The sequence below is a fragment of the Agrobacterium leguminum genome (genome assembly GCF_005144435.2).
In the GTDB taxonomy this organism is placed as follows: domain Bacteria; phylum Pseudomonadota; class Alphaproteobacteria; order Rhizobiales; family Rhizobiaceae; genus Agrobacterium; species Agrobacterium leguminum.
This window is the reverse complement of record NZ_CP120211.1, coordinates 1,379,444-1,398,899: the sequence shown is the minus strand read 5'-3', so window position 1 is coordinate 1,398,899 and position 19,456 is coordinate 1,379,444. Positions and strand designations below refer to the sequence as shown.

Sequence of the window (19,456 nt, the reverse complement as noted above, 5' to 3'; positions counted from 1 at the left end):
TGTAACAGGCGTGACACCATGACCGATTGCAAAGCTATGATCCTCGGATGCAGCGGGCTTTCGCTGACTGCCGACGAGATTGCCCTTTACCGCGATGAGCAGCCCTGGGGCTTCATCCTGTTCGGGCGCAACATTGGCGAGCCGCAGCAGATCACCGATCTCGTCGCCGCCATGCGCGATGCCGTCGGGCGGCCAGACGCGCCGGTTCTTATCGATCAGGAGGGCGGTCGCGTGCAGCGCATCAAGCCGCCGATCCTGCAGGCCTATCCGAACGCCCGCATTCTCGGCGAAATCTATGAGCGCGACCGGGGGGCGGGTCTGCGCGCCGCCTGGTTGATGTCGCGCCTGCATGCTTTCGACCTTATGAAATTCGGCATCAATGTCGATTGCCTGCCGGTGCTCGATGTGCCGGTGGAAGGTGCCAGCAATGTCATCGGCAACCGCGCCTATGGCTACACGCCGACCATGGTGGCCGAGATGGGGCAGGCGGCGGCGGACGGGCTGAAGGCGGGCGGCATGCTGCCTGTCATGAAACATATGCCGGGCCATGGCCGTGGCATGGTGGATTCGCACCATGAACTGCCGGTCGTCGATGTGCCGCTCGATGAGCTGGACGCCCATGATTTCGTGCCGTTCCGGGCGCTGAACCGCGAATTGATGGCGATGAGCGCGCATCTGGTATTCAACGCCGTCGACCGCGAACGGCCGGCGACGACCTCGCCGAAGGTGATCGAGGAAATCATTCGCGGCCGGATCGGATTTGACGGCCTGCTGATGTCCGACGACAGTTCCATGAATGCGCTGAAGGGCACGCTCGGTGAAAGAGCTGCGAATATTGTTGCGGGCGGCTGCGATATAGTCTTGCATTGCAACGGTGTGATGGGTGAAATGCTTGAGGTCGTGAAGGAGGTTCCCGTTCTTTCCGGCCGTTCGCTGGAGCGGGTGCGGGCCGTGGAAGCGGGTTTCCCCGTTGCGGACCCTTCCGACGAAGCGGAACTGAGAGCCGAATTCAACGCCATGTGGGCCGTTTCCTGACAGTCGGGCGGCGGCCCGTTAATCGGGACGACAGGCCGGACGCCCGGCGGATGGAACAATGGCCGCAGACAAGTCTCGCAATTCGACACCGATGGACAAGCTCTGGCAGGATGTGACGCCGGAGCGGCTGACGGGCGAGGCCGGGCTGGTCATCGATGTCGCGGGTTTCGAAGGCCCGCTCGATCTGCTGCTGCATCTTGCCCGCACGCAGAAGGTCGATCTGTCGCGCATTTCGGTGCTGGCGCTTGCCGAACAATATCTGCAATTCGTGGAAAGCGCGCGCCGCGTGCGTATCGAGCTTGCGGCCGATTATCTCGTCATGGCGGCGTGGCTCGCCTTTCTCAAATCCAAGCTCCTCATTCCGCAGCAATCGAAGGATGACGGTCCCTCGGGCGAGGAAATGGCCGCGACGCTCGCTTTCCGGCTGAAACGCCTGGAAGCGATGCGCGAGGCGGCGGAACGCCTTGTCAACCGCGCCCAGCTCGGCCGCGATGTTTTTGCCCGTGGCGCGCCGGAGCATATTCCGCATATCAACCGCTCGGCCTATGAGGCGAACCTCTACGATCTCCTGAGCGCCTATGCCAATCTGCGGCAGCGGCAGGCGATTACCCAGGTCACGATTGAAAAACGGCAGGTCTGGTCGCTTGTCGAGGCGCGTGAGCTTCTGACCCATCTCCTCGGCGATGTCGGGGAATGGACCGTGCTCGATCAGTATCTGCTGCAATATGTGCCCGATCCCGCCATGCGGGTGACGGCGATTGCCAGCGCCTTTGCCGCTTCGCTGGAGCTGGTGCGCGAGGGCTCGCTGCAAATCCGGCAGGAGGGCGCTTTCCAGCCCATTTATATGCGTAAGGGTGGACGAGACGACCGTGCGGTGAATGCCGAAAGGACTGACAATGATGAATGACGACGAGACCGCCGAGGCCACCATCGCGGCCGAAGGGGCCGAGCCCGAACCCGCGGTATTTTCCGAGCGCCAGCTGAGGGAGGCCGAGCGGATCGCCGAGGCCCTGGTTTTTGCCTCGTCCGAGCCGGTTTCCGTGGCTTTCATCGCCGAGCGCTTGCCGCGCGGCATGGATGTCGTCGCCATTCTGCAGCATCTCAAGGTTCTTTATGCGGAGCGGGGCGTCAATCTCGTGCAGGTGGGCGGGCAATGGGCCTTCCGCACCGCCGGTGATCTCTCCTTCGTGATCCGCGCCGAGGAAAAGGAGCCGAAGAAGCTGTCGCGCGCGGCGCTGGAAGTTCTGGCGATTATCGCATATCATCAACCGGTGACACGCGCCGAAATCGAGGAAATCCGAGGCGTGCAGACCTCTCGCGGCACGCTTGATGTGCTGATGGAGGCGGGCTGGGTCAGGTTCCGTGGCCGCAGGCGCACACCCGGCAGGCCGGTGACGATCGGCACCACGGTGGAGTTTCTCGACCATTTCGGCCTTGAGGAATTGCGCGATCTGCCGGGCCTCGAGGAGCTTAAGGGGGCAGGGCTGCTTTCGGGCCGCATTCCCTCCAATTTCGGCGTTCCTCTGCCAATGATGAGCGACGAATTGCGCGAGGACGAAGACCCGATCACGCAGCTCGATCTCGAGGAACTGGGCCTGCTTGCGCCGGGCGGCGGCGATGGCGACGACTGATATCGCCATCCTGTTGGCGGGGCCACGAAAACTTTATGCGCACTCGCTGTCGAAGCGGCGATTTGTCGTTTGAAAAAGCCTTTCAAACGTCTTACATCGTCTGAAAGCGAAATTCAGGAGTTTCAGTTATGGGTTCTTTTAGTGTGTGGCATTGGCTCATCGTGCTGGTGATCGTTCTCGTCCTCTTCGGACGCGGCAAGATCCCGGAATTGATGGGCGATGTCGCAAAGGGCATCAAGAGCTTCAAGAAGGGCATGGCTGACGAAGACCAGACGCCGCCGCCGGCCGATGCCAACACGAAGACCGTCGACCACAAGGCTGACGAGATCAAGTAAGCGGCCTGTCGCCGCTTGGTGTGGGACTGGCGCTAGAGCGCCGTGCGTTCTTTCGGACGCACAAGGACGCTCTACCACTTGTATGTTGCGCATCGTTCCGGTCGAAAATCGATTCCGATTTTTAGGGCCGATGCGCTAGGGTCTCGGGAGCATATTGATGTTAGATATCGGCTGGAGCGAGCTTCTGGTGATTGCGGTCGTGTTGATCGTGGTCGTCGGGCCGAAGGACTTGCCGCCCATGATCCGCGCTTTCGGCAAGACGATGGCCGGCCTTCGCAAGATGGCGGGGGATTTCCGCACCCAGTTCGACGAGGCCCTTAAAGAGGCCGACATGGACGATGTGCGCCAGACCATCTCCGATGTCCGCAATCTCAACCCCACCAATTCGCTGCGCGATGCGATGAACCCGCTTCGCCAGCTTGGCAATGAGATCAAGTCCGATCTGCAGAAGGCGACCACCCCGCCGGACGGCCTGTCTTCCACCCCAGCGCCCGTCACAAGCGAGCCGGTTGCGCCGCTGGTCAGCGTGCCCGAGCCGGAGATGAAGCTGCCGGATGCGCCGCCTGCTGTCGCCGCGCCGGTCGCCGCAGCCGTCGCTGCGGAGGAGAAGCCGAAGCGCGCGCGGGCGAAATCGATTGCGACCGTGGAGGCCGAAGCGGTTGCCGCCAAGCCCAAACGCGCCGCCCGCAGCAAGGCCGCGGCGGCAGCGCCCGAAACCGCACCGGCCACGAAAACCGCCGCGAAAACCAGTGAGCCCGCCGTTTCGAAGCCCGCTGTTTCCAATCCCACCGTGAAGGCCGTCGCCAAAAAGGCGGCCGTCAGGAAGTCTGCCGCAGACAAGGCGGTCGTGGCCGAGACCAAGCCGGCGAAAACGGCAAAAACCAAGGCCGCAAAGCCCAAAAAGGATGAAGCATGAGCGGGGATATCGAGGACAAGCCGCAGCCGCTTATCGAGCATCTCATGGAGTTGCGCACGCGGCTGATCTGGGCGCTCGGCGCGTTCTTCGTCGCCTTCATCGCCTGTTTCGCCGTTGCCAAGCACCTGTTCAACCTGCTCGTCATTCCTTACAAATGGGCGGTTCTCTGGGCGGGCCTCGATGTCACGAAATCGTCGCTGATCTATACCGCGCCGCAGGAATTCTTCTTCACGCAGATCAAGGTCGCCATGTTCGGCGCGATGGTGATCTCGTTTCCGGTGGTCGCCTCGCAGCTCTATAAATTCGTGGCGCCCGGTCTCTATAAGAACGAGCGGGCGGCCTTCCTGCCGTTCCTCATCGCGTCGCCGATCCTTTTTCTCATCGGTGCGGCGCTTGTGTATTTCTTCTTCACGCCCATGGTCATGTGGTTCTTCCTCGCCATGCAGCAATTGCCCGAGGATGGCGAGGTGGCGATTTCGCTGATGCCGAAGGTGTCGGAATATCTGAGCCTCATCATGACGCTGGTTCTCTCCTTCGGTCTGGTGTTCCAGCTGCCTGTCGTCACCACGCTTCTGGCGCGCGTCGGGCTTTTGACCAGCGACTGGCTGCGGGAAAAGCGCAAGTTCGCGATCGTCCTCGCCTTCGTGGTCGCCGCCGTGCTGACGCCGCCGGATCCCATGTCCCAGATCGGTCTTGCGCTGCCTGCGATCATTCTCTACGAGATTTCCATCTACATGGCTCGACTCGTGGAGAGGAAACGTGCGGCGGAATCCAAAAGCACGGAGCTGGAGGAGACCTGACATTCTTGAAGGTCTCGCCGCTCACGACATTTCCTCGCGCCGGGCTCATGCCCGGCGTTTTGCTGTAAAACGCGACGATGCAACAACGGTCTGGAACGACGATGCACGACATTAAATGGATACGCGAAAACCCCGAAGCTTTCGATGCGGCGCTTGCACGCCGTGGCGCGGAGCCCGCCGCCAGCGGCCTGATCGCGCTGGATGAAAAGCGCCGTTCCGTCATCCAGTCCCTGCAGGACATGCAATCGCGCCGCAACGCCGCCTCCAAGGAAATCGGCGCCGCCATGGCGCAGAAGAACATGGAGCTTGCCGAAAAACTCAAGGCGGAAGTCGCCGATCTCAAGGAAAACATGCCGCGTGCGGAGGAGGAAGACCGTCAGGTTACCGCCGAGCTCAACGATGCGCTGTCGCGCCTGCCCAACATGCCCTTCGATGACGTGCCCGACGGCAATGACGAGCATGACAATGTGGTGGCCCGCGTGGTCGGCCAGAAGCCCGGCTGGAACCATGAGGCCAGGGAACACTTCGATATCGGCGAAGCGCTCGGCTATATGGATTTCGAGCGCGCCGCCAAGCTTTCCGGTGCACGTTTCACCGTGCTGACCAGCCAGCTCGCGCGTCTGGAACGGGCGCTCGGCCAGTTCATGATCGACCTGCATACCGGCGAACACGGTTATACCGAAGTGTCCTCGCCGCTGATGGTGCGCGATGAGGCGATGTTCGGCACCGGCCAATTGCCGAAATTCACCGAGGACCTGTTCAGGACCACGGATGGCCGCTGGCTAATCCCGACGGCGGAAGTGACGCTGACCAACCTCGTCTCCGGCGAAATTCTCGACCAGGAGAAGCTGCCGCTGCGCTTCACCGCGCTGACGCCGTCCTTCCGTTCGGAAGCGGGCTCGGCCGGCCGCGACACGCGCGGCATGCTGCGCCAGCACCAGTTCTGGAAGTGCGAACTCGTCTCCATCACCGATGCGGAAAGCGCCGTTGCCGAACATGAGCGCATGACGGCCTGCGCCGAAGAGGTGCTGAAGCGCCTTGGCCTGCATTTCCGCACCATGACGCTCTGCACCGGCGACATGGGCTTCAGCGCCCGCAAGACCTACGATCTGGAAGTGTGGCTGCCCGGGCAGAACACCTATCGCGAAATTTCGTCCTGCTCGGTCTGCGGCGATTTCCAGGCGCGACGCATGAATGCGCGCTATCGCGGCAAGGACGACAAGGCGACGAAGTTCGTACACACGCTGAACGGCTCCGGCACGGCCGTCGGCCGCTGCCTGATCGCGGTTCTCGAAAATTATCTCAATGAGGACGGTTCCGTCACAATTCCAGACGTGCTGCTGCCCTATATGGGCGGTCTGAAGCGCATCGAGAAGGCGGCCTGATTGTTCGTCTGCTAAGGGCGCGGCCGTCATTCCGGCCTTGAGCCGGAATCCAGCCAGCCCAAGTCCTTGGGCTGAAAAAGACTCTTCCCGCCGCGCAGACGCGCGTCGACTGGATTCCGGCTCAAGGCCGGAATGACGGTCGTGGGGGTGCTTCTGTGAGAGAAATCATTGTGTCCTCATAGTGGGATGCAGCAGCGGAGGAAAACATGCGGATTTTGCTGACGAATGACGACGGTATTCACGCCGAAGGTCTGGCCGTGCTGGAGCGTATCGCCCGCACGCTGTCCGACGATGTCTGGATCGTCGCGCCGGAGACCGACCAGAGCGGTCTTGCGCACTCGCTGACCCTGTCCGAACCGCTGCGTCTGCGAAAAGTTTCCGACAAGCATTTCGCGCTGCGCGGCACGCCGACCGATTGCGTCATCATGGGCATTCGCGAAGTCCTGCCGGAAAAGCCGGATCTCGTGCTCTCCGGTGTCAATGCCGGCGCCAACATGGCCGATGACGTGACCTATTCCGGCACCATTGCCGGCGCCATCGAAGGCACGCTGCAGGGCGTGCGCTCCTTTGCGCTCAGCCAGGCCTTCAGCCATGCCGACGGCCGTGTCGTGCCGTGGGAAGTCGCCGAGACCTATGCGCCGGATCTTTTGCGCAAGCTGATGAATGTCGATCTGCCCGATGGCACGTTCCTCAATCTGAATTTCCCCAATTGCGCGCCCAAGGATGTGCAGGGCGTTTCCGTGACCGGACAGGGCAAGCTCGATTTCGGCCTGACGGTGGAAGAGCGTCAGGATGGCCGCGGTTTTCCCTATTACTGGCTGCGCTTCGGCGAGCGTCTCGGCACCTTCCGCGAAGGCACCGATATCCACGCTTTGAAACATGGCAAGATTTCCGTCACACCGCTTAAGCTTGACCTGACGGACTACACGGTGAAGGATCGGGTTGCGCAAGCACTTGGATTCGGAGTCGCCGATTGAAATCCGCAATGGTCGAAAAGGAAGGTTTTGCCGCTCTCGTTCTCCGCTTAAGGGGCGAGGGGATTTCCGATCTTGACCTTCTGACGGCGGTCGAGCAGACGCCACGCTCCAAATTCGTGCCGCCGCAATTTGCGGCGGACGCCTATTCCAGCCGCACGATCCCGATCGACTGCGGCGCCTTCATGGAAGGCGCCGACATGGCGGTGAAGATCCTTGCCCGTCTGCAACTGAAACCCGGCCAGCGCGTGCTGGAAATCGGCACGGGCAGCGGTTTCATGACCGCGATCATCGCTCGCCGGGTGGAGCGCGTCTTTTCGCTGGAGCGTTACAAGACGCTGGTGCAGCAGGCGCAGAACTGTCTCGACGATCTCTCCATCCGCAACGTCGTCATCCGTCAGGCGGATGGCAGCAACGGTCTGGTGGGCGAGGGTACCTTCGACCGCATCGTCTCCACCGCCGCCTTCACCACCATGCCCCGCTTCTTTGCCGAACAGATCGTTTCGGGCGGCATGATGATCGCGCCGATCATTCTCGAAGACGAGCGTTGCGTGATGACGCGCTTCTCCAAGACCGGCAGCCGCTTCGAGAAGGAAGAGCTGTTCGAGGCGCCTTACCTGCCGCTCAGCACTCATATTGCGCGTCATTTGTGACAAAATGAAAATTTTGGCGACATTCTATTTTTGTATCCTAATGTTCTGAATTGCCGCAACTATCTGATTTTCAATATCATTATTGTATCAACATGACGCATCCGGTTTTCGTCATGGTTATCGAAGTGTCAAAAAAGCGCTGAACGGCTTAACGTTTTAACGGCGTGGTAACACTAACGCGCTTTAATCATAAACATCGACGCATGGTTTTCCCCACTTCGGGAAATGGGCCTTGCAAGAAGTGAAATTTGTGCCGGATCGGTCTCGATGCGGCGGGTTGGCGTCAGTGTAGATCGAGTCATGCGTATGAGACATTCGTCTAAAATCGGAAAATCAGTCGCAAAAATGTTCGCAGCGGCATTGCTGGCAAGCGTCGCAACGGGCTGTAGCTCGGATGCAACGCGGTTCAGCGGCCTCTTTTCCAGTGGACCGGATCAGATGACCACGGCGTCAATTCCTGCCCGTCAGGGCGGCGGTGCTTACGGGCAGGCCCCGGTTCCGCAGGGCGACATGAATGGCGGTTACGCCTCTGCCGCACCGCAGGGCGGTTATGCCAACCAGAACATGGCGGGCAATTCCTACCCGCAATCGGGCGGTTATGGCGGCGTTCAGCCTTCCACGGCCCGCTCGGCTTCGGCCTCTCCGGTGCAGCGTTCCGAACTGTCGGCGCCGACGGCGGTGGCAAGCCGCGATCCGTCGACCCGCAACGAAGCCATGGCCCAGCCTTTCCCGTCCGCTCAGCCCAAGGCCGCACCGTCTCTTGCAGCGCCCGCCCGGCAGGCTGCCGCTCCCGTCACCGACAATCTGACGACCGCAACCGTTCGTTCCGACAAGAACGGCTGGCACACCGATGGCGCTTCCTCCGTGACCCTGCGTCCCGGAGAAAGCATCGCGACCCTCTCCAACCGCTACGGCGTTCCGGAAAAGGAACTGCTGCGCGTCAACGGCCTGAAGACCGCATCCTCGGCGCAGGCCGGCCAGTCGATCCTCATTCCGAAGTTCGGTCAGGTCCGCAATGCCGCCAAGGACGCGGCCGGCGATATCGCTCTCAACCGCAATGGCGACCAGCCGACACCGCTGCGTAGTCCTGAAGGGAACGTGGCCGTGCTGCCGTCGCAGGCCGCCGCCCGCGACAAGGTTTCCTCCGAGACCGGCAAGCTGACGCCTCCCGGCGGCAAGCCGCTGCCGCCGACCGGTGGCTACAAGGTTCAGCCGGGCGACAGCCTGGCGAAGATCGCCCGCGAAAACGGCGTGTCCGTCGCTGCCCTCAAGGCGGCAAACGGTCTCAGCAACGAAAGCATCCGCGTCGGCCAGACGCTCACCATGCCCGGCGCTTCGACGGATGCCATCAAGACGGCTTCCGTTCCCGCCAAGGAAGCGGCCAAGCCGGTCGAAACCGCATCGGCCAAGCCTGAGCCGTACAAGGCGCCGGCTGCTGCCGCGGCTCCGACTGCGCCTGCCACACCGGCCACCGCCAGTGTCAGCGACATCGAGAAAAAGGCCGACATGGCTTCCGTCGCACCGGAATCCACGGGCATCGGCAAATATCGCTGGCCGGTTCGCGGCGCGGTCATCAACAATTTCGGCGACAATGTCGAAGGCAGCCGCAACGATGGCATCAACATCTCCGTTCCGGAAGGCACGCCGATCAAGGCCGCCGAAAACGGCGTGGTCATCTATGCGGGTAACGGCCTGAAGCAGCTCGGCAACACGGTTCTCGTCCGCCATGACGACGGCAAGGTCACCGTTTACGGCAACGCCGCCAATCTCGATGTGCAGCGCGGCCAGAAGGTTCAGCGCGGCCAGACCATCGCCACATCGGGCATGACCGGCAGCGCCAAGCGTCCGCAGGTTCACTTCGAAGTTCGCAAGGATGCGACGCCGGTGAACCCCTCCAGTTTCCTTGAATAGGTATTGCGTCTCAAGGAATGATGAAGCCGGGTGAAGAGCCCGGCTTTTTCATTTTTGGGTGGGGGATCACGGAAGCTTGCGTCGTCGTTGCGGCAGGCGTTGTGGGTTTCGGCTTCATGGCACATCTCCTCCGTCATGCCGGACCTGATCCGGCATCCAGCGCGTCGGCGCGGCGAGAGGGTCCTTTCAGCCCAAGGACTTGGGCTGGCTGGATACCGGCTCAGGGCCGGTATGACGGAAGTGGGGAGGCGGCCTGGGCGCCGACGCTGCTCCGTTCTGACGCCTGTTTACGCCCTCACTAACCCAACCGTCTTCTCGATGAAATCGGCAATGGCGCCGGTATCGTCGAGATCGAAAACCGGCAGCGCCGTGCCCGTCACCGCGTGATCGGCGGCAATGGCGACGATATGCGGATCGAGCGGCGCAAGCGGTTCGGTCTTGGCGGCCTCCAGCCGGCGTGCTTCGATCTTCGGCACCGGCTCGTATTTGTAGCCTTCGATCAGCACCAGATCGCAGGGGGCGAGGCGGGCGAGAATATCCTCGAAGGAGGGTTCCGGTTCGCCGCGCAATTCATGCATGATGGCGAAACGGGTGCCGGAAACGATGGTGACCTCATGTGCGCCGGCCTGCCGGTGACGCCAGCTGTCCGCGCCGACCTTGTCGATATCGAAATCATGATGGGCGTGCTTGATGGTGGAGACACGGTAGCCGCGCGCCGTCAGCTCGGTGACGATACGGACCGCAAGGCCGGTCTTGCCCGAGTTTTTCCAGCCGGCGATGCCGAAGACTTTTTGTGCCGTCATGATTGCAGGTTCTCCAGATAGCTGCGCGCCAGCGCCAGTTCATCCGGCGTGTTGATGTTGAAGAACGGATCGAGGCTGCCCTTTGCCGTTTCCAGCGGCGGGAAGGCCACGCCGATGGTGACATGCCGGGCGAGATAGGCACGGATGCGCCGGTTCGCATCGTTCTTCAGCCACGCCTCGAGATCGTCGGCCAGCGCCAGCGGCCACAGCGCAAAGACCGGGTGAAGCTGGCCGCTGGAGGCGGCGATGACGATCGCATTGTCCGACAGGTGTTCGTAAAGCCGCGCCACGAGATCGTCCGGGAAAAACGGGCTGTCGGCGGGCGCCGTCAGGAAGTGGCTCGCCGCATCCCTGCGGTGCTGGAAATGGCGCATGCCGGCCAGAATACCCGCGAGCGGCCCGGCATGGCCGTTCATCGTATCGGGCAGCAGCGGCAGGCCGAAACTCTCCGCCCAGCCATTGGCCGCGTTGATGGTGACATCTGAGACCTGCGGCGTGATGCGGTTGATGACATGGGAGATGAGGGGCGCATCGCCCAATTGCACCATCGCCTTGTTGCTGCCCATGCGCCGCGAAAGCCCGCCGGCGAGCACGAGACCGGGTATTTCGAAAGGGGCCGTCATTCCCGCTTTTCCTGCAGCCTTACGACATAGGTGGTGAGGAGGGCGACAAGGCCGGTCGCCAGCATCACCAGAAGAAGCGGCCAGGTTCCGTCCTCCCTGGACAGGACCGAGGAGGCGAGCACCGAGAGCGCTGCGCCGCCGCCGATGGTCATCGCGCCGCCAAGGCCGGAGGCGGAACCGGCCAGATGCGGCTGGACGCTGACCATGCCTGCATTGGCGCTCGGCAGTGTCACGCCGTTGCCGACGCCGATCAAGGCGAGCGGCACGAAAAACGCATAGGCGCTTTCCGCCCCGGCGGAGATCAGCATCATGGTCGTGGCGATGCCCGCAATGGCGATGACATTGCCCGACAGCATCATGCGGGTAATGCCGATTTCGCTGGCATAACGGCCGGAGATGAAGTTGCCGAGCATGTAACCGCTGGCCATGAAGAAGAATTGCAGGCCGAGCATGGCCGGCGCAAGCCCGTAAAGCACGCTGCCGACGAAAGGCGCACCGCCGAGGAAGGAGAAGAACATGCCCGATGAGAAGGTCGAGGTCAGCGCATAACCCCAGAAGAGCGGCGAGCGCAGAAGTTCCGGCCAGGCGTGAAACTGCTGCGAAAAGCTCGCCGATTTATTGTGGTTGGTTTCACCGAGATCGAACCAGGCGAGCACCAGAATGCCGACGCCGAGCAGGGAGAGGAGGGCGAAGCTCGACTGCCAGCCGGAAATGTCGTTAAGCAGCCCGCCAACCGTCGGCCCCACCATCGGCACCACGGACATGCCCATGGTCACGTAGCCGATCATCGAGGCCGCCTGTTCCATGGGCACCATGTCGCGCACGATGGCGCGCGCCAGCACGAAGCCGGAAACGACGGCCGCCTGCGCAACGCGCCCGATCATGAAGACGGTGATGTTGGGCGCGAGCATGCAGACGAGCGTTGCGACGATCATGATGGCGATGCTGGCCAGCATGACCGGGCGGCGTCCGAAGAGATCGGAGAGCGGGCCGATGATGAGCTGCAGGCAGGCGGTGGCGGCAAGATAACCCGAAACGGCAAATTGCATCACCGCGTAGTCGGTCTCGAAATAAACCGCCATGGCCGCAAGCGAGGGCAGGAACACATTCATGCACAGCGCCGCAACGCCGGCGATGACCACCAGCGTGATGATGTGGGGCGGGGTGGTCCTGTCCAGAAAACGGCCGCTGTTCATGTCATTCTCCCGCCTCTTCCGTAACGGCAGTTTTCGTTACGGAAGCCGGCCGTACCGTGGTCGCGGCGGTGGGTGTGGCGGCTGCGCGCTTGGCCATCTGCGAGCGCTTGCGCAGGCTTTCGCGGTAGAAGGTATAAAGGCCCGAGCCGATGACGATCATGGCGCCGACGATGGTGTAATTGTCGATCTTTTCATTGAAGAAGAACACGCCGATCATGAAACCCCAGAGCAGGCCGGTATAACGGAACGGCGCGACGAAGGAGATTTCGCCCGATCTCATCGACAGTATGATCGCCTGATAGCCGACCAGCACGAGAATGGCCGAAGCGGCCATATGCGATACGATCATGAAGTTCATCGGTTGCCAGCCGCCGAAGGGCACGATCAGCAGGCCGCCCACCGCCATGTTGACGAAGGCAGTGATGACGGTGATGGCGAGCGAGGGCACATCGGCATACATTTTCCGGGTCAGCAGATCGCGCGCGGCGGTGACGGCGAGCGATGCGACGACCAGAAGAGCACCCGGCGTGAAGCCTTCGGGGCCGGGCCTGATGATGACGAGCACGCCGATAAAACCGACGATGATCGCCACCCAGCGCCGCCAGCCCACGGGTTCGCGCAGAAACAGCGCCGCACCCAGCGTCACCACCAGGGGCAGGGACTGCAATATGGCCGAGGCATTGGAAAATTCGATAAGGCCGAGCGCCGTCAGATAGAGCACGGCCGCCGTCACCTCGCAGAGACAGCGCAGGATGATAATGGGGCGCATGAGGGTTTTCAGCGGCCGGAGCGCGCCGAAATGGCGGGCGGCGATGTAGATCAGCACCACCGTCATGATGCCGCGGACGAACATGATCTGGCCGGTGTTGATATAGGGGGTGACGGATTTCGTCAGGGCGTCGTTGGCCGTGAAGCTTGCCATGGCGAGCGCCATCAACAGGGCGCCGCGCGTATTGTCCGTCAATGCCATTCCAAAATATCCCAGACCATGCGCGGTTTTCCCGGCCGCCCTTTCGGGGCGATTTGGGCCGCCTTTCCGGCGTGACCGCGCATTCCTCCATGTAAAGAGACGTGGCACGGCACAGCCGGCATTTCAACCGTTTATATGGGTGGGTGGACGAGAAACAGTGTCAGCCGCCGGTCACGCTCATATGGCGGGAGACGGCAGGCCGGTTGTGGGTGCGGTCGATGATGAAATCATGCCCCTTCGGCTTGCGCAGAAGGGCTTCATCGATGGCGCTGGAAAGATAGGCGTCGCTGTCTGAGGCGCGCAGCGCGGTGCGCAGATCGGCGGCGTCATCCTGGCCCAGGCACATATAAAGCGTGCCGGTGCAGGTGAGGCGGACGCGGTTGCAGCTTTCGCAGAAATTATGGGTCATCGGCGTGATGAAGCCGAGCCGGCCGCCGGTTTCCTTCACCGTCACGTAACGGGCGGGGCCGCCGGTCTGGTAGTCGCTGTCGATGAGCGTGAAGCTCTTTTCCAGATCGGCGCGCAACTGCGAAAGCGGCAGGTAGCGGTCGGTCCGGTCTTCCTCGATCTCGCCCATCGGCATGGTTTCGATCACCGTCAGGTCCATGCCGCGACCATGGGCGAAACGCATGAGATCGGGAATCTCGGCGTCGTTGAAGTCCTTCAGCGCCACCGCGTTGAGCTTGACCTTGATACCCGCGGCCTGGGCGGCGTCTAGCCCCTCCATGACACGGTCGAGATCGCCCCAGCGGGTGATGTGGCGGAATTTATCGCGGTCGAGCGTATCGAGCGACACGTTGATGCGGCGCACGCCGCAATCGGCGAGTTCCGCGGCGAATTTCGCAAGCTGCGAGCCGTTGGTGGTCAGCGTCAGCTCGGTGAGGGCGCCTGTGCGCACATGTCGGCCGAGGTTCCTCACCAGCGACATGATGTTCTTGCGCACCAGCGGCTCGCCGCCGGTCAGCCTCAGCTTGCGCACGCCGCGCGTTATGAAGACGGAACAGAGCCGGTCGAGTTCTTCGAGCGTCAGAAGGTCCTTCTTCGGCAGGAAGGTCATGTGTTCGGACATGCAATAGGTACAGCGGAAATCGCAGCGGTCGGTGACGGAAACGCGCAGATAGGTGATGGCGCGGCCGAAAGGGTCCACCATCGGTGTGCTGTTTTCCGTCAGGGTTTTCGCTTTTTCAAGCGAGCCGGAGAAACCGTTCACGTCTCCATCCTCAATGCGCCTTGCGCCGGGCACACACGCCGAATGTGTGCTCTATCAGGTGATGTAGTGGCTTGCCTATCGTGAGGCAAGTCCGTAATTCTGACGCATATGACGAGCTTGCGGAAGTGAAAAATGAGCGATGCCTGGCCGACCGAGCTGCTTGTGTCGAAAGACCGGCGCGAATTGACCGTTTCCTTCGACGATGGAAGCGTTTACCGGCTTCAAGCCGAGATGCTGCGCGTGCTTTCGCCCTCTGCCGAGGTGCAGGGCCATGGGCCGGGACAAAAGGTCACGGTGCCCGGCAAACGCGATGTTGCCATCCGTTCCATGGTCGCCACCGGCAATTATGCGGTTCGCATCGTTTTCGACGATGGCCACGATAGCGGCATCTACACCTGGAAATATCTGAAGGAACTGGGTGAGACCGGCGATGCGCTGTTTGCGGATTATGAGCGGCAGCTCACCGAAAAGGGCTTGAGCAGGGAACCGCGATACCGGTAGGCGGACGCAAGGCCTGCGGACGCTTCTCCCCTCATTCCTGTGCTTGTCACAGGAATCCAGCCAGCCCAAGTCCTTGGGCTGAAAAAGACTCCTCCCGCCGCGCAGACGCGCGTCGACTGGATTCCTGTGACAAGCACAGGAATGAGGGGGAGGAGGACAGCGGCATCTGAAGCCCTCATGCCTGATGGACAAATAACCCGTTGAATCTGCGCATCGTCCTTCAGTAAAATCGTTTTCGCTTTTCACGCCGATGCGCTAGGAAGTGAGGGAGGGAACACCCTCGTCTTATCGAATTTCAGCGGGGTGGCGTGTGGCTGTAGAAGCGAACGGAAATGATCTGGCCCAGGTGGTCGTGTTGCTGGCGGCAGGCGTTGTCGCTGCGCCGATCTTCAAGCGCATCGGCCTCGGTTCGGTGCTCGGCTATCTGGCCGCCGGCCTGGTGATCGGGCCTTACGGTCTCGGTTTTTTCTCCGATTCGCAGGCCATTCTGCATATAGCGGAACTCGGCGTGGTGATGTTCCTGTTCATCATCGGCCTTGAAATGCAGCCGTCGCGGCTGTGGTCGATGCGGCAGGATATTTTCGGGCTGGGGGCGCTGCAGGTGCTGGTCTGCATGGCGGGCCTGACATTGATCGGGGTCGGTCTCGGTTTTCCCGTCATCATGTCCTTCGTCGCCGGCACCGGTTTCGTGCTGACATCGACGGCGATCGTCATGCAGATGCTGCAGGAGCGCAACAGCATGTCGAGCCTGAAAGGCCAGCGCATCATCGCCATCCTGCTGTTCGAGGATCTGGCCATCGTGCCGCTGCTGGCGCTTGTCGCCTTCCTCGGTTCGGGCGGCGAACATGTCACGGCGTCGGAGCGCTGGGCTTCCGTCGGCATCGCGCTTGCCGCCGTCGGTGCGCTCATTCTTGCCGGGCGTTATCTTCTCAACCCGTTCTTTCGCCTGCTCGCGGCTTCCGGCGCGCGGGAGGTGATGACGGCCGCGGCGTTGCTGGTGGTGCTGGGTTCGGCGCTTCTGATGCAGGTCAGCGGTCTTTCCATGGCCATGGGCGCCTTTCTAGCCGGCGTGCTGCTGTCGGAATCCTCCTTCCGCCATCAGCTGGAAGCGGATATCGAGCCGTTTCGCGGCATCCTGCTCGGCCTGTTTTTCCTCGGCGTCGGCATGGCGATCGATCTTGCCGTCATCGCCTCCAACTGGCAGCTCGTGGTCATCAGCGTCGCGGGCTACATGCTGCTCAAGGCCTTCCTGATTTATGGCGTGGCGCGGGCGCTCGGCACCACCCGGCGCGAAAGCCTGGAACGGGCGGTGCTGATGGCGCAGGGCGGCGAATTCGCCTTCGTGCTTTATTCTGCCGCCGTCAGCGCCGGCATTCTCGACCGGGAGGCGAACGCCATACTGACGGCGACCATCATCATCTCCATGGTGCTGACGCCGCTGATGGTCATCCTGCATGACCGGCTGGTGCCGGCGGCGGTTCCAAATACCGACGATCTCGACGTGCCTGAAAATGTCGAGGGCAGCATTCTCCTGATCGGCTTCGGACGTTTCGGCCAGATCGTCAGCCAGCCGCTTCTGGCGCGGGGCTACACTCTGTCGCTGATCGACAAGGATGCCGACTTTGTGCGTGAAGCGGCGGAATTCGGTTTCAAGGTCTATTATGGCGACGGCTCGCGGGCGGAAATCCTGCATGCCGCCGGTGCGGGCACGTCGCGCGCGGTTCTCATCTGCGTCGACGACAAGGAGGCGGCCGTCAGGATCGCGGAGATCGTCAAGCACGAATTCCCGCTGGTTCCGGTTCTCGCCCGTGCTTACGACCGCGGCCATGCCATCGATCTGCTGAAGGCGGGCGTCGATTACCAGATCCGCGAAACGCTGGAATCGGCGCTGAATTTCAGCGAGGAAGTGCTCGGCGCCATGGGCGAGGAGCGGGAAGACGCCGCGCGTCTGGTGGAAGAATTCCGCGACCGCGACGAGGAACGTTTCGCCATGGAAGTCGTCGGTGGCATTTATGCCGGCCGTTCGCTGATCCGCGGCAACGCCCAGCCGGCCGATCTCGTTGCCGCCCGCACCGCGCGCGAGCGGGCCGAGCGGGAAAAGGCGGAAGCGGCAGAGGAATAGGACGCCCCGGTCTTTCGGCGGCGACAGAGGGAATTGGCAGGGATAGGAACGGACATGACGATCATTCGCACGGTTGAGGAATTGAAGGCCATCTATGACAGCACGAGTGAGGCATCGATCGCCAAGGTGACAGCGACGCTGACGGCCGAATACCGGCTGATGATCGAGACTTCGCCCTTCCTGGCGCTGGCGACGGTCGGACCGGAAGGCATGGACTGTTCGCCGCGCGGCGACAAGGGCGGCGTGGTCCGGGTGGCCGATGAGAGGACCGTGCTTTTGCCGGACTGGCGCGGCAATAACCGCGTCGATTCGCTTCTGAACATCGTGCGCGATCCGCGCGTGGCGCTGATGTTCCTGATACCCGGCTCGAATACGACGATGCGCATCAACGGCCGCGCCGTGGTCTCCGTCGATCCCGATCTGCTGGAGAGCTTCGAGATGGATGGCAAACATCCGCGCACCGTCATCGTGGTGACAATCGATGAAGTCTATTTCCAGTGCGCCCGGGCGCTGATGCGCTCGGAATTGTGGAACGCCGATAATTTCGTCGACCCGGCCTCGCTTCCGACACCCGGTCTTCTGCTCAAGGCGGCCAAGGCGGAATTCGATCAGGAGACCTATGACCGGGAATGGGCGGCGCGGGCGGCGAAGACCATGTGGTGAGGCTTCCCCCTCCCGCCCTCATTCCTGTGCTTGTCACAGGAATCCAGTCGACGCGCGTCCGCGCGGCGGGAGAATCCTTTCAGCCCAAGGACTTGGGCTGGCTGGATTCCTGTGACAAGCACAGGAATGAGGGTGGGGAGAGCGCCGTGTTTTTAATGCGCCCAAATTGGCGCAATTTGCTTCACGTCCGATAGATCAGCCAGTTCTTGCCGGTATAGTTCTTCTGCATGCCGTCCTCGTAATAGACGGAGCGGTTCCGGCCGGTTTCCTTGGCGTGGTAGAGCGCCGTATCCGCATGGCCGTAAAGCTCGCTCGGGTTGGTGGCCTGCGCGGCTGAAGCGAAACCGAGGGAGATCGTCACCGTGCCGTAGTCGGCGCCCGATCTCGAATTGCGGAAGGGCGTGCTTTCCAGCGACAGGCGGATGCGCTCGCACATCACCATCACCTCTTCCGGCGTATTGCCGTCCAGAATGATGGCGAATTCCTCGCCGCCGCTTCTGGCGACGAAACCATCCTTGCGGACATTGGCGCGGATGACCGAGGCGACGGTGGCGAGAATCTTGTCGCCGACCGGATGGCCGAAAGTGTCGTTGATCCGCTTGAAATGATCGATATCGAGCAGGACGAGCGTGGTATATTGCAGGCCGATGGAGCTGTCATAGACGGATGCCAGCCGGTCGTCGAAGGCGCGCCGGTTGGACAGGCGCGTCAGCGAATCCGTATTGGCGATGCGCTTGTACTCATCCAGCTCCAGACGCACCTGATGCATTTCCTCGGCATGGCGGTTGACATCGTTGAAGGCCTTTTCGCCGTCGATGATCTTCGAGCCGGTGGCCTCGGCCAGCAGCGAAATCGCATTCCTCAGAATATTGCTGCTGGCGGCATTCTTGTCATCGATGCGCTGGCGCGTTTCGCCGAGAATCCTGTTGTAGTTTTCGATGGAGGATTGTTCGCGCCTCAGTGTGCCCAGAAGGCCCTCCAGTTCGCGCCTGAGCTTCTCATGCGCATCGTCGATGGACCGGGCGGGATTGCCTTCCCCGTAACGCGAGGACAGCTCGTCCAGATCCTCCTGCGTGACCCGGTTTCCAAGCGCGGCCAGATCCTTCGTCAGGGCAGGGTTCGAACCGATATAGGCTTCGTAAAAGAGGCTGTAGTTACGCGGGATCGGCGAAACACCCATGCTCCGCATGGCATAGGCAATCTGCCCGGCAATGTCGGGCCCCGTGGTTTTGGGCGTGGATGCCGTGTTCATCAAGAAACTCCAGTGAGTCTGCTTATCGACTATGATTATTATTATGAAGCTCGTTTTGGAAAGCTTAATTTATGGGAAACTAATTTTTGTGCCCGGAAACTTCATTTTCGTCACTTTTTATTTTATTTAATTGATAAATATAAGTAATTTTCATTTTGAAGAATTCCGGAACTTTTTCCCTCTACTATTCGCCTTGGTGACAGCATCGCATTTATTCTGTCAATCCCAATAACGGGATTCGTGTGATTTATTTTGGCACAACAATATGGAGAAATAATCCCGCGGCGGAAAGGCATGGTGGTTTTTGAATTCGTGGAAATCCCGCCTATAGGCGGTTTTTTTTATCATTCGTGTCGGGATACAGGAATGTTACAGTCTTATCTTCGGTTTCCGTGCCATGCGGCACGTGGCGGTGCCGTTTTGTGACGGCGCGGCAACCATTCGGTAAGGTTCAGGAAGAGGCGAGTTATGCTGCC

At 61.4% G+C, this 19,456-nt stretch carries 19 protein-coding genes; 13 read left to right on the top strand and 6 right to left on the bottom strand.

Annotated features, from left to right (window positions below):
* Window positions 1-18: 18 nt before the first annotated feature.
* From nagZ to CFBP4996_RS06845, 10 genes are all read left to right on the top strand, one after another.
* Window positions 19-1,035, top strand: a complete 1,017-nt coding sequence (nagZ, locus tag CFBP4996_RS06890; protein ID WP_020811354.1) for a beta-N-acetylhexosaminidase — start codon at window positions 19-21, stop codon at window positions 1,033-1,035.
* A 58-nt stretch (window positions 1,036-1,093) separates the two neighbouring features.
* Window positions 1,094-1,942, top strand: a complete 849-nt coding sequence (locus CFBP4996_RS06885; protein WP_003522723.1) for a segregation and condensation protein A — start codon at window positions 1,094-1,096, stop codon at window positions 1,940-1,942.
* A complete protein-coding gene (scpB, locus tag CFBP4996_RS06880; protein WP_121490267.1) occupies window positions 1,932-2,666 on the top strand; it encodes an SMC-Scp complex subunit ScpB in 735 nt (244 codons plus the stop codon). The genes CFBP4996_RS06885 and scpB overlap by 11 nt, the downstream gene beginning before the upstream one ends.
* A 128-nt stretch (window positions 2,667-2,794) precedes the next feature.
* The gene (locus tag CFBP4996_RS06875; protein WP_003509722.1) at window positions 2,795-3,001 is read left to right on the top strand and encodes a twin-arginine translocase TatA/TatE family subunit; all 207 of its coding nucleotides are present in this window, start codon (window positions 2,795-2,797) and stop codon (window positions 2,999-3,001) included.
* A 157-nt stretch (window positions 3,002-3,158) separates the two neighbouring features.
* Window positions 3,159-3,917 carry a Sec-independent protein translocase protein TatB gene (tatB, locus tag CFBP4996_RS06870; protein WP_080851801.1) on the top strand — a complete coding sequence of 253 codons (759 nt, stop codon included), beginning with the start codon at window positions 3,159-3,161 and terminating at the stop codon, window positions 3,915-3,917.
* Window positions 3,914-4,717, top strand: coding sequence for a twin-arginine translocase subunit TatC (gene tatC, locus CFBP4996_RS06865; protein WP_003522727.1), 804 nt, complete (start codon window positions 3,914-3,916; stop codon window positions 4,715-4,717). The genes tatB and tatC overlap by 4 nt, the downstream gene beginning before the upstream one ends.
* A 101-nt stretch (window positions 4,718-4,818) precedes the next feature.
* On the top strand, window positions 4,819-6,102 hold the full coding sequence (gene serS, locus CFBP4996_RS06860) for a serine--tRNA ligase (RefSeq protein WP_078053082.1): 1,284 nt from the start codon (window positions 4,819-4,821) through the stop codon (window positions 6,100-6,102).
* A gap of 206 nt (window positions 6,103-6,308) precedes the next feature.
* A complete protein-coding gene (gene surE / locus CFBP4996_RS06855; protein ID WP_020811580.1) occupies window positions 6,309-7,079 on the top strand; it encodes a 5'/3'-nucleotidase SurE in 771 nt (256 codons plus the stop codon).
* Window positions 7,076-7,729 carry a protein-L-isoaspartate(D-aspartate) O-methyltransferase gene (locus CFBP4996_RS06850; protein ID WP_003522731.1) on the top strand — a complete coding sequence of 218 codons (654 nt, stop codon included), beginning with the start codon at window positions 7,076-7,078 and terminating at the stop codon, window positions 7,727-7,729. Before surE ends, CFBP4996_RS06850 begins: the two co-directional genes overlap by 4 nt.
* Window positions 7,730-8,074: 345 nt before the next feature.
* Window positions 8,075-9,640, top strand: coding sequence for a LysM peptidoglycan-binding domain-containing M23 family metallopeptidase (locus tag CFBP4996_RS06845; protein ID WP_162935861.1), 1,566 nt, complete (start codon window positions 8,075-8,077; stop codon window positions 9,638-9,640).
* A gap of 287 nt (window positions 9,641-9,927) precedes the next feature.
* On the opposite strand, the gene mobB is transcribed toward CFBP4996_RS06845, so the two are convergent.
* From mobB to moaA, 5 genes are all read right to left on the bottom strand, one after another.
* Window positions 9,928-10,443 carry a molybdopterin-guanine dinucleotide biosynthesis protein B gene (gene mobB, locus CFBP4996_RS06840; protein WP_080851805.1) on the bottom strand — a complete coding sequence of 172 codons (516 nt, stop codon included), beginning with the start codon at window positions 10,441-10,443 and terminating at the stop codon, window positions 9,928-9,930.
* Window positions 10,440-11,066 (bottom strand): molybdenum cofactor guanylyltransferase MobA, encoded by a 627-nt coding sequence (gene mobA, locus CFBP4996_RS06835; RefSeq protein WP_080851808.1) that lies wholly within the window; start codon window positions 11,064-11,066, stop codon window positions 10,440-10,442. The genes mobB and mobA overlap by 4 nt, the downstream gene beginning before the upstream one ends.
* Window positions 11,063-12,262 (bottom strand): multidrug effflux MFS transporter, encoded by a 1,200-nt coding sequence (locus tag CFBP4996_RS06830; protein ID WP_020809125.1) that lies wholly within the window; start codon window positions 12,260-12,262, stop codon window positions 11,063-11,065. Before CFBP4996_RS06830 ends, mobA begins: the two co-directional genes overlap by 4 nt.
* A gap of 1 nt (window position 12,263) precedes the next feature.
* Window positions 12,264-13,232, bottom strand: a complete 969-nt coding sequence (locus CFBP4996_RS06825; protein WP_080851812.1) for a DMT family transporter — start codon at window positions 13,230-13,232, stop codon at window positions 12,264-12,266.
* 160 nt (window positions 13,233-13,392) lie between these two features.
* Window positions 13,393-14,442: a GTP 3',8-cyclase MoaA gene (gene moaA / locus CFBP4996_RS06820; protein WP_080851815.1), complete on the bottom strand. Its 1,050-nt coding sequence runs from the start codon at window positions 14,440-14,442 to the stop codon at window positions 13,393-13,395.
* A 132-nt stretch (window positions 14,443-14,574) separates the two neighbouring features.
* Between moaA and CFBP4996_RS06815 the strand changes: the two genes are divergently transcribed.
* From CFBP4996_RS06815 to CFBP4996_RS06805, 3 genes are all read left to right on the top strand, one after another.
* Window positions 14,575-14,943 (top strand): gamma-butyrobetaine hydroxylase family protein, encoded by a 369-nt coding sequence (locus CFBP4996_RS06815; protein WP_080851817.1) that lies wholly within the window; start codon window positions 14,575-14,577, stop codon window positions 14,941-14,943.
* A gap of 310 nt (window positions 14,944-15,253) precedes the next feature.
* Window positions 15,254-17,065 carry a monovalent cation:proton antiporter-2 (CPA2) family protein gene (locus CFBP4996_RS06810; RefSeq protein WP_080851818.1) on the top strand — a complete coding sequence of 604 codons (1,812 nt, stop codon included), beginning with the start codon at window positions 15,254-15,256 and terminating at the stop codon, window positions 17,063-17,065.
* Between the two features lie 54 nt (window positions 17,066-17,119).
* Complete coding sequence (locus tag CFBP4996_RS06805; protein WP_080851820.1) at window positions 17,120-17,728, top strand: pyridoxamine 5'-phosphate oxidase family protein; 609 nt, start codon at window positions 17,120-17,122, stop codon at window positions 17,726-17,728.
* A 181-nt stretch (window positions 17,729-17,909) separates the two neighbouring features.
* On the opposite strand, the gene CFBP4996_RS06800 is transcribed toward CFBP4996_RS06805, so the two are convergent.
* Window positions 17,910-18,980, bottom strand: coding sequence for a GGDEF domain-containing protein (locus CFBP4996_RS06800; RefSeq protein ID WP_020809132.1), 1,071 nt, complete (start codon window positions 18,978-18,980; stop codon window positions 17,910-17,912).
* Window positions 18,981-19,456 lie beyond the last annotated feature (476 nt).